This window comes from Corallococcus sp. CA047B (assembly GCF_003612065.1).
In the GTDB taxonomy this organism is placed as follows: Bacteria; Myxococcota; Myxococcia; order Myxococcales; family Myxococcaceae; genus Corallococcus; species Corallococcus praedator.
In genome coordinates this window covers 1-15,207 of record NZ_RAWD01000242.1, presented here as the reverse complement: position 1 = coordinate 15,207, position 15,207 = coordinate 1, and the positions used below count along the sequence as shown (strand labels likewise).

The 15,207-nt window shown below is 71.3% G+C and carries 13 protein-coding genes; 6 read left to right on the top strand and 7 right to left on the bottom strand.

Annotation, left to right across the window (positions count from 1 at the left end):
• Window positions 1–164 precede the first annotated feature (164 nt).
• Window positions 165–1,388: a lipopolysaccharide assembly protein LapB gene (locus tag D7X74_RS29800; RefSeq protein WP_233602315.1), complete on the top strand. Its 1,224-nt coding sequence runs from the start codon at window positions 165–167 to the stop codon at window positions 1,386–1,388.
• Between the two features lie 25 nt (window positions 1,389–1,413).
• On the opposite strand, the gene D7X74_RS29795 is transcribed toward D7X74_RS29800, so the two are convergent.
• Together D7X74_RS29795 and D7X74_RS29790 are read right to left on the bottom strand one after the other, a co-directional pair.
• Complete coding sequence (locus tag D7X74_RS29795) at window positions 1,414–1,773, bottom strand: response regulator (RefSeq protein WP_120536397.1); 360 nt, start codon at window positions 1,771–1,773, stop codon at window positions 1,414–1,416.
• A 120-nt stretch (window positions 1,774–1,893) separates the two neighbouring features.
• Window positions 1,894–3,219 carry a M24 family peptidase gene (locus D7X74_RS29790; protein WP_120536396.1) on the bottom strand — a complete coding sequence of 442 codons (1,326 nt, stop codon included), beginning with the start codon at window positions 3,217–3,219 and terminating at the stop codon, window positions 1,894–1,896.
• Between the two features lie 228 nt (window positions 3,220–3,447).
• On the opposite strand from D7X74_RS29790, the gene D7X74_RS29785 reads away from it, so the two are divergent.
• Together D7X74_RS29785 and gyrA are read left to right on the top strand one after the other, a co-directional pair.
• Window positions 3,448–4,248, top strand: a complete 801-nt coding sequence (locus D7X74_RS29785) for a tetratricopeptide repeat protein (protein ID WP_120536395.1) — start codon at window positions 3,448–3,450, stop codon at window positions 4,246–4,248.
• 215 nt (window positions 4,249–4,463) lie between these two features.
• Window positions 4,464–7,343, top strand: coding sequence for a DNA gyrase subunit A (gyrA, locus tag D7X74_RS29780; RefSeq protein WP_120536394.1), 2,880 nt, complete (start codon window positions 4,464–4,466; stop codon window positions 7,341–7,343).
• A 91-nt stretch (window positions 7,344–7,434) separates the two neighbouring features.
• On the opposite strand, the gene D7X74_RS29775 is transcribed toward gyrA, so the two are convergent.
• Window positions 7,435–8,091, bottom strand: a complete 657-nt coding sequence (locus D7X74_RS29775) for a nuclear transport factor 2 family protein (RefSeq protein WP_120536393.1) — start codon at window positions 8,089–8,091, stop codon at window positions 7,435–7,437.
• Between the two features lie 120 nt (window positions 8,092–8,211).
• Here D7X74_RS29775 and D7X74_RS29770 point away from each other — a divergent pair, with 120 nt between their 5' ends.
• From D7X74_RS29770 to D7X74_RS29760, 3 genes are all read left to right on the top strand, one after another.
• On the top strand, window positions 8,212–8,427 hold the full coding sequence (locus D7X74_RS29770) for a hypothetical protein (RefSeq protein WP_147446722.1): 216 nt from the start codon (window positions 8,212–8,214) through the stop codon (window positions 8,425–8,427).
• A 132-nt stretch (window positions 8,428–8,559) separates the two neighbouring features.
• Window positions 8,560–9,606 (top strand): ABC transporter ATP-binding protein, encoded by a 1,047-nt coding sequence (locus tag D7X74_RS29765; RefSeq protein WP_120536398.1) that lies wholly within the window; start codon window positions 8,560–8,562, stop codon window positions 9,604–9,606.
• Window positions 9,607–9,709: 103 nt separating this feature from the next.
• Window positions 9,710–10,000: a YkvA family protein gene (locus tag D7X74_RS29760; protein ID WP_233595850.1), complete on the top strand. Its 291-nt coding sequence runs from the start codon at window positions 9,710–9,712 to the stop codon at window positions 9,998–10,000.
• A gap of 4 nt (window positions 10,001–10,004) precedes the next feature.
• Here the strand turns inward: D7X74_RS29760 and D7X74_RS29755 are convergent, their stop codons facing one another.
• The 4 genes from D7X74_RS29755 to D7X74_RS29740 all read right to left on the bottom strand — a co-directional run bounded on the left by D7X74_RS29755 (window position 10,005) and on the right by D7X74_RS29740 (window position 15,130).
• Window positions 10,005–10,637 (bottom strand): phospholipid scramblase-related protein, encoded by a 633-nt coding sequence (locus tag D7X74_RS29755; protein ID WP_120536390.1) that lies wholly within the window; start codon window positions 10,635–10,637, stop codon window positions 10,005–10,007.
• A 50-nt stretch (window positions 10,638–10,687) separates the two neighbouring features.
• A complete protein-coding gene (locus D7X74_RS29750) occupies window positions 10,688–11,839 on the bottom strand; it encodes a hypothetical protein (protein WP_120536389.1) in 1,152 nt (383 codons plus the stop codon).
• Between the two features lie 100 nt (window positions 11,840–11,939).
• Entirely contained in the window at window positions 11,940–14,651 is a 2,712-nt protein-coding gene (locus D7X74_RS29745; RefSeq protein WP_120536388.1) for a VIT domain-containing protein, read from the bottom strand.
• Entirely contained in the window at window positions 14,648–15,130 is a 483-nt protein-coding gene (locus D7X74_RS29740; RefSeq protein WP_120536387.1) for a MerR family transcriptional regulator, read from the bottom strand. The genes D7X74_RS29745 and D7X74_RS29740 overlap by 4 nt, the downstream gene beginning before the upstream one ends.
• Between the last annotated feature and the right edge of the window lie 77 nt (window positions 15,131–15,207).

Sequence of the window (15,207 nt, the reverse complement as noted above, 5' to 3'; positions counted from 1 at the left end):
GAGGGTCGCCTGCTTGTCTGCTAACCTGGGGAGGAACTGACGGTCCGGAGACTTCAGTGGGGCTCGTGGGGGCGCGTGTCCCGGAAGAAAGACCTCTTTTCTGGGACGCGCCGGGCAGCGCGGACCGCCATCCCTGATTAGCTTTTTTCGCAGTCCCTGCCGTCGTGCCCATTCACCGTTGGGGAGCGTCTGTCCTGAACCCGGTTCCACGCTACGAAGCGCTGTTCAAGGCGGGTGACCTGGAGGGGGCCCGCCGCGAGGCCACGCAGGTGCATGAGCGCAACGCCCGCGACTGGCGGGCGATGCTCACCCTGGCCCGGCTGGCGCTCGTCGACGGCGAGGAGGCCCTCGCGGAGTCGCTGCTGCTGGGCGTCACCCGGGCCGGCGCGGGCGAGCAGCGGGAGTCGCGGCTCGTGGGCGCGGCGCTGCACACGCGGCGCGGCGAATGGAATCAGGCGTTGGAGCTCTACCGCGCGCTCGTCGCGGAGCCCTCGCCCCCCACCGAGGCCTTCTTCGGCCTGGGCTACGTGCGGGTGGAGCAGGGCGACGCGGCGGCCGCGCACGCCGCGCTCGCGCACGCTGTCTCGCTGGAGCCCCGCGTGGCGCTGCACCACTTCCAGCTGGCCCGCGTGCTCTTCCTGCTGGACCGCCTGGAGGAGGCCTTCGCGCACCTGGAGCTGTCGCTGCACCTGGACCCCTGGCACGCGCCCAGCTACCTCGTGTTCGCGCGCGCGTTGGAGGCGGGCGGAGAGCTGGAGGCGGCGGAGGACCTGCTGCGCCAGGGGCAGAAGGCGGTGCCGGACGACGTGGGCCTGCTCAAGGCGCTGGCGGATGTGCGGCTGGCGCGCGGCAACGTGCGGGGCGCGGTGTCCGCGGCGGAGGCGCGCGTGCGCGTGGAGCCCGAAGGCGTGGCGGCGCTGGGGCACCTGGCCCGCCTGCGCGTGACGGAGCGCCGCTTCCTGGAGGCGCTGGAGCTGTGCCACCAACTGGAAGCGCGGGGCATGTCCACCGGGCTCAGCCGCTCCGTGGAGGCGCTGGTGTTCGAGGCGCGCGAGCCGCCGGACGTGGAGCGCGCGCTCGCCGCGTGGCGCGAGGCCGTGCGGCTGTCCCCGGACGACTGGATGCCCCCGTGGCGCCAGGCCCTGCTGCTGCTGCGTCAGGTGGAGGACGGGCCCCCGGAGGCCGTGCTGCCCGCGAGGGAGTTGCTGGCGGAGGCCCACCACCGCGCGCCCCAACGGCCAGAACCCGTCCTGGCCCTGGCCCGCGTGGAGGCCCGGCTGGGGGCTCGGGAGTCCGCGCGGGAGCGGCTGGTGGTGCTCCTGCGCCATCCCTCGCTGGAAGACGACTGGCGCGCGCAGGCCGAAGCGCTGCTCACCGAGCTGGGCTGAAGCGGGCCGCCGAAGCAGCCCCGGCTCACGCGGCGATCTGCTTGCGTAACAATCGCGTCAATTCCGCGGGGTCCACCGGCTTGGGCAACAGCTCCGCGCCGTAGCGGATGGCCACGGGGATGAGGTCGTCCAGGTCCGAGTGCCCGGTGAGGAAGATGAACGGCGCCTGGATCTCCTGCAGCTCACGCATGGCGATGAGCACGTCGGAGCCGTTCATCTCCGGCATGTTGTAGTCGCACAGGATGGCGGAGACGCCCGACAGGTCCAGGTGGAAGGCCTCGGCGGGTGACTGCACCGTCAGCACCGTGTAGCCCGCACTTCGCAGGACGTCCCCCACGGTCGCGAGGACGAAGAGGTCATCGTCGATGACCAGCACGCTTGGCATGAGGTGGCCCTCCAGCGCCGGTGCGGCGCGGCGATGTCTCAAGTGTATCCAAGTCCGGCCCGCCGCGCGCACCCTCCCCACCCAACAGGTTCGCTGGGTCGGGAACGCCCCCGTCCTGCCTCAGGGCTTGGGCGCGGAAGGGATGAGGATGAGCTGTTCCTGAGGTGGGTTGAGGTACTCGGCGCCGGTGTCGGTGACGACGGCCATCTCCTCCACGGAGAGGATGCGCAGCGCGTCCGGGCTGCTGCCGTCCTTCCACGCGAAGAACCCGTCGAAGGCGAACACCTGACCGGGCTGCAACGTGCGCAGCGCGGAGCCGGTGGCTGGCTTGCCGGACTGCGCGCCGGAGAGCGCCGGGCCGGCGTCGTGGGCCCAGTAACCCACGGGATGGCCGGTGCCCCACATCACGGGCTCGGAGCCCGCTTCGCGCATCCAGTCGCGCTGGGCCTTGTCCACGTCGTAGCCGCGCGCGCCGGGCTTCATCGCCGCCAGCGCGATGCGGCTGCCCTTCTTCGACTTCTCCCACTTCGCCAGCGCCTCGGCGGGGGCCTGCTTCTCTCCCGGGGCCAACACGTAGGCGAAGCGCTGGATGTCCGTCACCCACGTGTTGCCCACGCGGATGCCGAAGTCCGTCTGGATGAAGTCCCCCGCTTGGATGACGCGGTCGGTGGCGTTCGAGTGTCCGCGCGTGGGCCCGCTGTTCACGTTGGGGTTCTGATCCGGCTGCCACCCGTCGCCCACGCCCAGCTCCGCGATGCGCTTCTTGAGGAAGCGCGCCACGTCGGAATCGCGCGTCCTGCCCGGCACCACCGTGCGGTACGCCTCTTCCTCCAACTGCGCGGTGAGGGCCGCGGCCTTGCGCATGATGTCCACCTCTTCCGGCAGCTTCACCGACAGCCACTCGGAGACGAGGTCCTCGGAGGACACCAGCCGCTTGCGCAGCGCCGGGGTGAGCGCCGCCTCCAGCTTCGCGCGCTGCGTGGCGGACAGGCCGTCCGCGATGGACATCCGCTCCGAGGAGTTGATGGCCACCTTCGCGGGCTTCGCCTTCACGAGCCGCGCGGCGACCAGCGCGAGCACGTCCGCGCCCCGGTCCACCGGCACCACCTCATCCACCACCGCCATGTCCTTGAGCGCCGTGGCTTCACCCACGGGGGACAGCGCCACCGAGCGCAGCGCATCGCCGTCGCGAAGGAACAGGAACGCGGCGGTGCCGCCCGCGTTCTCCCCGCCGACGTGCGCGGCGAGCGGGTCGTTGTCGTTCTCACGGCACAGCACCACCCACGCATCCACGCCCGCGCGGGCCATGGCCTGGGGCAGCAGCTTCCGCAGGCGCTCCTTGCGCAGCCGGGGCCACGCGCCTTCCGCAGCGGGCACGGCGGGCGCCGCATGGACCAGCGAGGCGGACAGCAAGGCGGAGAGCAGGACGGACCGGACGCGCATCATGGGGCGTGCTTCCTGGGTGGGGGAGGGCGCCCAGTGTTTCACGGCCGCGCGCCCCTGGAATCCATCGACGCGCTGGCCGCCTGGCTGACCGCCCTGATGCGCGCCAGCGGAGGCCTCCTGGTGCCTGGCCTGGGGGTGGGCGTCTGGGGCATTGGCCCGGCCCCACCCGAGGGCCTTCTTCGCACGTCTTCACGAGCGGCGGGCACAGGGGTCGCTTAGAGTGGACCCATGGCAAGAACGGCACCCCGCAAGTCCCCGGCGAAGGCGAAGAAGCAGCCCCCGCGCCCGACCGCGCCCGCGAAGCCCTCGGCCCCGCCGGCGAAGGCCCCGGCCCGGCCGGTGAAGTCCAAGGTGGAGCCCCGCGCGGAGCCCCGCCGCGCCTCCGCGTCGGCCCCGAAGCCCCCCGTGTTGGAGGCCGAGCCCGTCTTCGAATCCGAGCCCGGCGCCGGGCCCGTCGCGGACCCCCGGGAGGACGACCGCAAGCGCCTGCCCGCGGGCGAGCCCAAGGGCCGGGTGCTGCCCTTCGAAATCGACCCCGCGCAGTTGGAGGCGGGCCTCAAGAAGCTCCAGGGCGAGCTGGTCCACTGGACCAACAAGGGCCGCTACACGAAGGTCCGCTTCAAGTTCCGGGGCAAGCAGCTGCTGCCCGACCTGCCCCTGGCCGCCGTCGTCGCCGCCGAAGGGCTCACGTTCTACTGGGGCGGCATCCTGCGCATGCTGGTGGCCAACGTCGTGGGCCGCAGCGTGTTCGAGGTGGAGCTGGTCAACGACGCGGACAAGCGCGTGCAGGCGGGCCGCGAAGCGCTCCTGTCCGGCGACGTGGACCAGGCGCTCACGCTGTTCCGCGAGGCCCTGGCCATGGACCGCGACAACCCCTCCGCGCACCTCAACGTGGGCGTCGCGCTGAAGCTCCGCGGCGACCGCGAAGGGGCCCTGGCCGCGTTCGACCTGGCGAAGAAGAAGGACCCCGAGGGCGGTGTGGGCGCGGAGGCCGAACGGCTGTCCGCGAGCCTCCGTCCCAAGGCCTGAAAACACGCGTCTCGCGGGGCTGAAAACGCACCGCCCGGGTGTTGAATCCCAGGCCCTGGAAAAGCCTCTTCCGCCCCCTGGAACCGGGCGGGCGGGCAGCCAGGGTCCATGCGCCCTGTTTCCCCTGTTGACTGAGGGAAATCCAGGGGTTACGAACACTCTCCCATCGGGCGGAGCCCCCCACGTGAGGGGCCCGTCCGCACCTTCCAGAGCCCATGGCTGACGACACCACCGACACGCCGGCAACGCCCTCCGCGCCCCCTCCGTCGAGCGGCGCCGGAGAGCTCATTCCCATCAACATCGAAGACGAGATGCGCCGTTCGTATCTCGACTACTCGATGTCCGTCATCATCGGCCGCGCGCTGCCAGACGTGCGCGACGGCCTGAAGCCCGTGCACCGTCGCGTCCTCTTCGCGATGAATGACCTGGGCAACCTCCACAACCGCGCCTACAAGAAGAGCGCGCGCGTGGTGGGTGACGTCATCGGTAAGTACCACCCGCACGGCGACTCGTCCGTGTACGACGCCATGGTGCGCTTGGCGCAGGAGTGGAGCCTTCGCTACCTGCTGGTGGACGGCCAGGGCAACTTCGGCTCGGTGGACGGCGATTCGCCGGCCGCCATGCGTTACACCGAAGTGCGCATGGAGCGACTGGCGGAGGACCTCCTGTCGGACATCGACAAGGAGACCGTCGAGTTCGGGCCCAACTACGACGACTCGCTGGAAGAGCCGCTCGTCCTGCCGGCCAAGTTCCCCAACCTCATCGTCAACGGCAGCAGCGGCATCGCGGTGGGCATGACCACCAACATCCCGCCGCACAACATGACGGAGGTGGTGTCGGGCACGCTGCACCTCATCGAGAATCCGGACTGCACCGTCCGCGACCTGATGGAGTTCATCAAGGGGCCGGACTTCCCCACCGCGGCCATCATCACGGGCCGCGAGGGCATCATGCGCGCCTACGAGACGGGCCGGGGCTCCATCCCCATCCGTGCGCGCACGGAGATTGAGACGAACAAGAAGGGAGACCGTGAGGCCATCATCGTCACGGAGATCCCCTATCAGGTGAACAAGGCGCGCCTCATCGAGAAGATCGCCGAGCTGGTGCGCGAGAAGAAGCTGGAGGGCATCAGCGACATCCGTGACGAGAGCGACCGTCAGGGCATGCGCATCGTCATCGAGCTCAAGCGCGACGCCATCTCCCAGGTGGTGCTCAACAACCTCTTCTCCATGACGCAGCTGGAGACGACCTTCGGCGCGGTGATGCTGGCCATCGACGGTGGGCAGCCTCGCACGCTCAACCTGAAGGAGATGTTGGACCGCTTCATCGCGCACCGCCGCGACGTCGTCACGCGCCGCACGCGCTTCGAGCTGCGCAAGGCGCTGGCGCGCATGCACATCGTCGAAGGCCTGCTGGTGGCGCAGGACCTCATCGACCTGGTGGTCAGCCTGATCCGCGCGTCCCGCGATCCGGACGAGGCCCGCTGGGGCCTGATGAACATCCTGTCGCCGGAGCTCTACACGCGCGAGCACTTCAAGGACCTGCAGCGCATCGACTACGCGCAGGCCAAGGCGCAGATGGAGCTGCTGGTCAGCCGCGCTCGCAACGAGGAGCCGTCCTACGGGGGCCTCGCGCACAAGTACGAGGGCGCGGGCTTCAGCGAGGGCCAGGCGCAGAACATCCTGGAGATGCGCCTGCAGCGGCTCACCGGCCTGCAGCGCGAGGAGCTGTTCCGCGAGCTGATTGAGCTGGCGCGCGACATCATCCGGCTCCAGGACATCCTGGCCAACGAGAGCAGCCTGCTGAGCGTCATCAAGGCGGAGCTGATGGAGATCCGCGAGCGCTACGGTGACAAGCGCCGCACGGAGATCTCCGGCGCGGTGGACGAGTTCACCAACGAGGACCTCATCGCCGAGGAGACGATGGTGGTGACGCTCTCGCACACGGGCTACGTGAAGCGCTCGCCCCTGTCGGAGTACCGGGCGCAGAAGCGCGGCGGGCGCGGCAAGACGGGCGCGGGGACGAAGGAGGACGACTTCGTCACCAAGGTGTTCGTGGCCAGCACGCACGCGTACCTGATGCCCATCACCACCAAGGGCAAGCTGTACTCGCTGAAGGTGTACCAGATTCCGCAGGGCAGCCGGACGTCGCGCGGCAAGGCCATCGTGAACCTGGTGCAGTTCGGTGAAGGCGAGCGGCTGGCGCAGGTGCTGGTGACGCGCGACTTCCCGGAGAACCGCTACGTCTTCTTCGTCACGAAGAAGGGCGTGGTGAAGCGCACGGACCTGAGCGCGTTCGAGAGCGTGCGCGCCAGCGGCATCATCGCGCTGGGCATCGACGAGGGCGACGAGCTGGTCGGCGTGATGATCACCGACGGGACGAAGGACGTCCTGCTGTCCACGGCGACGGGCATGAGCATCCGCTTCCCGGAGTCGGACGTGCGCTCCATGGGCCGTCAGGCCTACGGCGTGAAGGGCATCACGCTGGAAGAGGGCGACGAAGTGGTGGGCGCGGACCTGGTAGAGCCGGAGGCGAAGGCCCCGGCCGCCCCCGCCGAGGGCGAGCCCGTACCGGAAGGCGAGCAGGCGCCCGCGGTGGCGTCGGACAGCGCCATCCTCACGGTGACGGAGAACGGCTACGGCAAGCGCACGCAGGGCGCCGAGTACCGGCAGCAGGGCCGTGGCGGCAAGGGCATCATCGACATCAAGACCACCGAGCGGAACGGTCGTGTGGTGGGCGTGGTGCAGGTGAAGGACAGCGACGAGGTGATGATCGTCACCAACGGCGGAATGCTCATCCGCATGAAGGTGAAGGAGATCTCCGTCATCGGCCGCAACACGCAGGGTGTGCGCCTCATCGCGCTGGAGAACGGCGAGGAGAAGGTGATGGCCATCTCCAAGCTGCCCGAAGGCGAGGAGTCGGAGGAGGAGACCGAGGGCGGTGACGCCACCGCTCCGGTGGACGCGGCGGCCGGGGGTTCCACGGACGCGGCGCCGGTGGAGGCTTCCTCGGACTCGGACGCGACGCCGTTCGATGACGCGGCGGATGCTTCGGGCTCGGCGGGCTCGGAAGACGAGCCCGGCTCCGAAGGCTGAAGTCGGTAGCTCGGTGTGATGTTGCGGAGGGTCGGGAGCGGGGGCGCGAAGAGGCGCCTTCCGGGTCCCGGCCCTCTTCGTTCGTGAAGGGCTACTTGCGCGTGAGGTCCGCGGGCACCTTGAGGCCGGAGGTCTTCTCATCCAGCCAGACGATGTGCATGACCCACCAGCGCTGGCCGTCGTTGAAGACCTGGATGCTGTTGACGCCCTTGGCGATGACGGGGCCGTCCGGGGTTCCCCGCGCCTCGTAGGTGCTCATCACCTGGACCAGGTCGCCGTAGCCCAGGGACTGACGCTGGGTTTCCTTCTCGAAGAAGCCCTGCGTGGAGGACGCGCCGGTGGCCAGGGCGATGTACTCCTCCGGGGTGAAGGGGCGCGCGTGGAGCCCGGGAGCGGTCGGGCTGTGCACGAGCGGCACCAGCGTGGCGCCCGGGTAGAAGAGGGAGCGGAAGCGCTGCCAGTCGCGAGGCGTGCCCCCCGGGCCGCTGATGACGTCGTAGAGGGCCTTGAGGAGCGAGTCGATGGACTTCACGTCCTCGGGCTTCGGCGCGGGAAGCTGGGCGAGGCCCGCCTGGGTGCGCTCGAGGACGGCCTTGCGCGGATCCGGCTTCGTCGCGGCGGGGGCGGTCGGCGCGGCCTTGGACGCCGGTGCTGTAGGCGCGGCCTTGGGGGCAGGGGCGGCAGGGGCCTGGGCGAAGGCGGACGAGGCTCCCAGGAGGACGGCACAGGCGACGAGCAGGCGCGACATGGGGACTCCCTGTGACAGGGGAAGAACGCGGCGGCAGCCTAGCCTTCCTCGTGGCGGGGTGGGCTTCCCGCGAGGTTCTTGAGGTGGGCGCCGCACTGGCTTCAGGTGGCCTTCCACGCGATGGCTCCTGGAACGGATGCGGTGGTGGCGGAATCGCTCAAGCAGCCTGTTTCTCAGGGCCGGGGCTGGCGCGGCCCGTGGAGGTCCAGCGCCTTCGCCTGGCTGTCGTTGCTCTTCGTGCTCTGGGCCTTCCGGGGTGCCGCGCAGTGGCCTGTCTGGGTCGCGCTGCCCCTGTCCCTGCCCGCCTTGGTTTTCTCGCTCCACGTCACGGTGTGAACCACGCGTCCGTGGCCATCGTGGAGCCCTTCTTCCCGCCGCGGGCCGTATCAGGCGAGCGTCCGGCATCGCGCAGCCCGTGGGACGCGGCGCTTTGCCCGGCCGGACGCGCACCGTAGTGTGGCCGCCGTCATGCCCCTGCTCTCACTGGACGCCCTCTCCCTGACGTACCCCGGTGCCACGTCCCCGGCGGTGCGGGACGTGTCGCTGGCGCTGGAGCCGGGCGAGTCGCTGGCGGTGATGGGCTCCTCCGGCTCCGGCAAGACGGCGCTCCTGCGACTGGTGGCGGGCCTGGAGCGTCCCAGCGCGGGCACCATCACGCTGGAGGGCCGCGTGCTCGCGGGCCCGGACGCGTTCGTCCCCCCGGAGCAGCGCCCGCTGCGCCGCGTGCTCCACGACGGCGAGCTGGAGTCCGGTCTCACCGTGCGCGACGTCGTGATGAGCGCCCAGCCGAAGGGCGAGGGCGTGGCGCACGCACGCGGCCTGCTGGCGCTGTTCCAACTGGAGGACCTGGAGTCGCGCGCCTGTGGAACGCTCTCCCGGGGACAGCGGCAGCGGGTGCTGCTCGCCCGGGCGCTGGCTTCCGGGGCGAAGCTGCTGGTGTTGGATGAACCCTTCGCGGGGCTCGACGCCGGACTGCGCGCCGCGCTCCTGGGCGAATGGCGCCGCGTGCTCAAGGCCCGGGGCACCGCGGTGCTCTTCGCCACGCACGATGTCGCGGATGCGCTGGCCTTCGCGGACCGGCTGGTGCTGCTGCGCGGGGGCACCGTGGAGCAGCAGGGCGCGCCTGAAGCCGTCTACGAATCCCCGCGCACCGCCTTCGCCGCGTACTTCCTGGGCGGCACCAACCTGCTGCCGGGGTCCGCCTTCGGCCGCGTCGCGCGCACGGCGCTGGGCAACCTGCCGCTGAACGCGGACGCGCGCGGTCAGGTGATGCTGTCCCTGCGGCCCGAAACGCTGAAGCTGACGCCGGACACGGACGGCGTGGCGGTGGGCGGCGCCCTGCGCGCCGAGGTGCTGGAGCGCGCCTTCCGTGGCGCGCACGTGGACTTCACCGTGTCCTGCGCCGGCATGGCGCTGGTGGTGCGCTCCTCCCCGGCGTCCCCGCTGCGCGAGGGCAGCCGTGCCCGGCTGGAGGTCGCGGGCCGCGCGGAGGTGCTGGAAGAAACGGCTGTTTGACGCCTGCCCGCACACCGGGCGTGCGAGCACCGGGCACGGGAAGTGCAATCACCCGGGCCCCCCATGCGTAGGGAGGGGTATGAACATCGCAGGCCTTCGAGGAATGGGAACCCGCTTCTTCCAGTACGTCCGCGACCCCAAGGTGGGGACGTGGCGCAAGCTGGCCGGGCTGCTGGCTGTCCTGTACTTCGTGTCGCCGGTGGACGCGGTGCCGGACTTCATCCCGCTGTTCGGCTGGCTGGACGACCTGGGCGTGCTGTCGGCGGCGGCCCTCTTCATGGTGCGCGAGGTGCAACGCTACCGCCCCGGCGCGCCGGACGCCGTCCCCGGGGACGGGCTGCCGCGCGACGAAGCGGGGCAGCCTCGCGTGCCCACGCTGCGTCGGCACGGCTAGCGCGTCACTCGCCGCCCTTGTTCTCGAAGTGCACGAAGTCGATGAGGAACGTGGCGGCCACGACCAGCGTGCGGACGTGGGCGTCGTCCAGCCCGTTGAACTGGACGCCGAAGTTGTCGGCGTCCGTGAACATCTCCTTGCCGAAGCCGCTCCACTTCTTGGCGATGGTGCCCACGTCGCGGCCCTGCTGCCGCACGTGGAACGTCCATGGCTGGAAGACCGGGCCGCTCAGCTGGGCCAGCTCCTCTTCGCGGGGCCCCAGCACGTCGTAGGCGCGGGCGAAGAAGCGGAAGCGCTGCTGGATGGCGCCCAGGTGGCGGCCCTGGCCGTCCTCCACCTCCATCCGGGACAGCCAGAAGCGCCACGGTCGGCGCAGCCGCAGCACCGTCTCCCCGCGCGCGTCCTTGAGCTCCATGGTGAAGGGGCGCTTCGCCTTGAGGAAGCTGCGCAGGAGGAACAGCCCCACGCCGCCGCCCACCTCGCCCGCGAAGAAGAGCGGGCGCCCGTCGTCGCCCACCACCTCGTAGCGGTTGCGGCCCTCGAAGCCGGAGAGGATCTCCCCCCACTCCTTCACCTGCCGCACGCGCAGCGCATGCTCACCGCTCAGAAGGGTCAGGGCCTGGGATTCAACGGGCATGGACGGCTCCGGGACGGCGGAAGGAAGAAAGGGGACGGCCTGGCGTCAGCCTAGAACCGTCCGAGCATCGTCAGGCCCATGCCACCGTGACGGCCCATGGCCGCGGGAACGATGGACACGGCCGGGGCGTCCGGCACGTCGAAGTTGCGCGTGAGGAACGTGGTGGCCGCGAGCCCCGCCACCGCGCCCGCGGCGGTGCCCACGAGGTACACGTCCGAGTCCGCGTCATCACCCAGCAGCAGGAACAGGGCGCTCAGCCCCGTCAGCCCGCCCAGGATGCCGCCCGAGTCGATGAGCAGCATCCGCCCCCGGGAGACGTCCAGGTTGCGCGAAATCAGCGCGAAGGTGAGCAGGCCCGCGCCCACCACGCCCTGCTCGATGGCGAAGAACGCCTGCGTCTCGTTGCTGTCCTGCGTGGCCAGCAGGAGCCCCGCGACGACGCCCGCCCACAGGCCACCGGAGTTCGCCAGCGACACCTGTCCCGCGGTGGGCTGCGCGAACTGCGCGATGAGGACGCCCAGGCCGGTGAAGCCCACCGCCCCCACCATCACCGACGCGATGGCGTTGTCGCCGTCCAGGTCGAAGGAGCCAATGGACGACAGGCCATAGCCAAAGCCCCACACCGTGCCGGAGTTGATGGCCGCCGCCTGTCCCGGCGTCAGCCCGTTCTGCGTGAGCAGCAGGGCCGCCGCCGCGCCCGCGCCGCCGCCCAGCAGCGACACCGCCACGTACGCGCGCGAATCGTCACAGCCCGCGATTTCGCACAGGAGGATGCCCTGGGTGATGCCGTGCACCGTCTGCACGATGGTCAGGGAGGCCCGCGCCCCGCGCGACGTGTCCTCCGCCGACATCAGCACCACCGGCCGCGCCAGCGTCTCCTGCGCCAGCTTGCCACCGGGCGTCAGCCGCGCCCGCGCCAGCCGCGCCAGCTCCGGCGCGTACGGATGCTGGGGACACGCCTCCAGCACCCGCTCCAGCGACTCCACCGCCCGCGCGTCCTCGCCCCGCACCAGCGCATCGAAGCCAGCCACGTAGTCGGGCTCCGCGGCGCACGCCTCCGGAGGGCCTTCCACGAGCGGCGGAGAAGGCATGGTCCGGAGCACGGCGGACTCGGGAGGCACGGCGGGGGCGTCGTCGCGCGTGGGAGGAGACCCGGGTTGCGCGGCGACGAGGACGGCCAGGACGAAGGGCGCGAGGAACATGTCCCCGCCACCCTAGTCGACCCCCGGGGAAAGACGGGAGTGCGGGACCCCGGCATTCCGTCTGGGAATGCCGGGGCCTGGATTGACACCGTGCAGCGGACTACCGCGTCGCGAGCGTCTCCACATGCTGACGGAGCGCGTCCGTGTCCGCCAGTCGCCCGTCCAGGCCCGGCAGCGGCTTCGCGGCCTGTTCAATGCGGCCCCGCGTGCGGGGGCCCGCCGCCACCAGCCACGCCACGCCCAGCGCCAGCTCCGCCACGTCCGGGGCCTGGGTGAGCTGCGAGGCCAGGGCCAGCAGCGCGTCCACCGCCTTCTTCACCTGCGCGCCGTGCAACGGATGGCTGCTGGTGATGCCCTCGCGCAGGAGCACCAGCAGCACCCGCGCGGTGGCGCGGGCCTGGCGCACGGCTTCCGGACCCTCGCCCGTGCCGGCCCAGAGGCCGTTCGCGAGCTGCCGGCCCAGCACACTGCCCACGTCCTCGGCCGCGAGTCCCCCCACCGACTCGGCCACGGAAAGCACTCGGGACTCCTCGGCTTCGTACAGGGCTTCGAAGGCTTCGGGCGGGGCCTCCGCCTTGTCCTTCTTCTGCTCGCGGCGGGCCCTGTCCGCCGACGGCGCGGCCGCCGACTTCTGCGGCATCGCGGCGGAGACGAGCCGGCCCAGCAGGCCGCCCTTCTTCTTGGCGGACTCCCGCTCCTTCGCCGGAGCCCCGCCGCCGAAACCATCCCGGGCCTCCGCCTGGATGGGCATGGGCGCGGACATGGGCGCGGGCGCGGACACGCTCGGGGGCGGCGGCGGCATGGCGCCGCCGCGGGACACCGCCGACGGAGGGGTGACACGCCGGACCGGGGTGGTCGGACGCGTGATGCCTCCGGGACCGGCGGCAACGGGCATCATGATGCCCGACCCCGTGACGGGCTCCGCATCATCGTAGTCGCCATCGACGTCCTGCGGCGGAGCGAGGCCGCCCTCCAACTGGCCCTGCTTGAACATGTTCCAGCCCGCGGGGGCATTCACCGGCACGACGCGCGTCTCCGGCGTGCCCGACGCGCGGCGCTCACCCTGGCGCTCCTCCACCACCACGAAGGACGTGTAGCGCGTGGCGAGCTGGTGCGTGATGGCCAGCTGCACGATGCGCTCCTTCATCGCCTCCGCGCGCCGGCCCACGAGGCCCGCGTCCAGCCAGCCCCGGATGCGCTCGGCGGCCCACAACTTCTCCACCACCGGGCGGTCCGACAGGGCGGGCAGTTCCAGCCGCACCGTGAGGGAGAAGGGCTCCCGGCCCGAGCGACCCTTCAGTGTCACGCTGCCGGTGCCGGCCTGCGCATAGCGCCCGAACAGCGTCCAGGGCGTGCCGTCCACCAGCGGCGGCAGGGTGGCCGGAGCCAGCTCACTGGCCTCCACGCCGTCGAAGCGCACCTCCAGGTCGGTGACGCGCGGGGCGAGCGCCTTGGAGAACTGCGCCACCACCTTGTCGTCGATGCGCTCTCCCGGGTGGATGAACTCCACCGCGCCGTCCGTGCGCCGCGCCAGGTCGCGCAGGAGCGCGTCGCTCACGTTCGTCCCGATGCCGAAGGAGAACACCCGGCCCGACTTGCGCGCGGCCAGTACCGCTTCGAGGATCTCCCCCTCGTTGCCCACCTGACCGTCCGTCAGCAGCACCACCACGCCGTCCGGCGCGGCCTTCATCGCGGCGACGAGCGGCTCCAAGAGCTGCGTGCCGCCACTGGCCCGCAGCCCCGCGACCCACGCGTCCGCCTGCTCCAGCGTGCGCTGGGTGAACGTCACCGGCGCCGGGGTGAAGGTCCGGAAGCTGTTCTCGAAGGCGATGACGTTGAAGCGGTCACCCTCGCGCAGGTGGCGCAGGCACAGCCGGAGCGCGGCCTGCGCCTGGGGCAGGCTCTCCCCGTCCATGGAGCCGGAGGTGTCCACCACGAACACCACCTCCTGCCGGGGCGGCGCCGCCGCGAGGTTCAGCAGGTCCGGCACCACGGTGAGCGCGAACGTGCCCGGCCCTTCCGCCTTCCGGTGGGTGACGACCGGCGTGAGCATGACGTCCGGGTTGGCGTTGCGCAGGTTGAGCACCACGTCCCGGTCCAGCGCCACCTCGGTGCGGCCCTTGTGCGCGGGGGCCGGCTTCAGGCCCACGCGCAGGCGGGTGCCTTCCCGCGTGATGTCCAGCGCGTGCGACGGGCTCTCCACCACCACCTCGTGGCCCACGTCGATGAGCAGGCTCATCCGCAGCCCGTAGTCCACGTTCCCGATGGGCGGGGAGATGCGGTCCGCGTCCGGCACCCGTGTCGTCGGGGCCGCGCTGCCGTGCGCCGTGCGGTCCCCCTGCACCGCTCCGGGCATGTAGCGGGGCGCCACCAGCGTGGGCAGCATCCAGCGCACGCTGCCCTCCTCGGCGGTGAGGGCCTGGAGGAACTCCACCTCCACCAGCGTCTCCTCCCCGGGCAGCAGGTTGCCCACCTGGGCGGTGAAGACGTTGGGGCGCTCCTGGTCCAGCAGCGCCGCGCCATGGCCTTCGGTGATGGCGGTGTCGTAGGTGCGGAAGGCCTCCTCGCGCTCCTTCACCACCCCCGCCACGCGGCGGCCCGCGCACGTCATGGAGAAGGCGCTGAGCGTCGCGTCCGAGGGCAGCGGGAAGGTGTAGACGGCCTCCACCGGCTTCTTCTCCTCGTTGCGGTAGCGCTGCGTCACGCGCACCCGCGCATGTCCCCCGAGCAGCTCGCCGGAGACTTCCACCCCTTGCAGGGGCACCTGGGCCCCGTCGCGCGTGAACAGCCCACACTTCGCCTGCTCGTTCATGACTGCTTCCCTTCTTCGGATTCCTCGATGAGGGCGCGCACCCGCTCGGCCAGCGCCCGGACCTTCGCTTCAGCCTGCTCCGACACGTGCAATTCCAACCCCGGCGCCAGGAGCCAGCGCTGGTAACGCGCCACCTCCACCGTCGGGTCTTTTCCCGGATTTCTCGCCAGCGGCTTCGGGGGCGCCTCCGGCAACGGCGCGGGCAGCACCGGCGTCTCCGACAACCGGCGCAGCTCCTCCGGCGACAGCCGCAGCAGTTCCACCTGGATGGCGTCCAACGGCAGGAAGCGCGCCTGGAGCACCCGGATGGCCTTGAGCCGCACCAGGTGCTCCTCCCCGTACACCGTGTCCGGCCCCTTGAAGGGCGGCGCGGGCAGGAGGCCCCGCTGGACGTAGTAGCGGACGGTGCGCGGCGAAACGCCCACCGCCTCCGCCAGCGCCGTCAGCTTCCACTCGGTCTGTGTCATGGGCGTGCTCACAGACCGAACAGTAGGTTGTGACAGTGTTGGTGTCAAGTCATCAGTGATGATTTGGCAGTTGTGGTGTCGTGATGGGG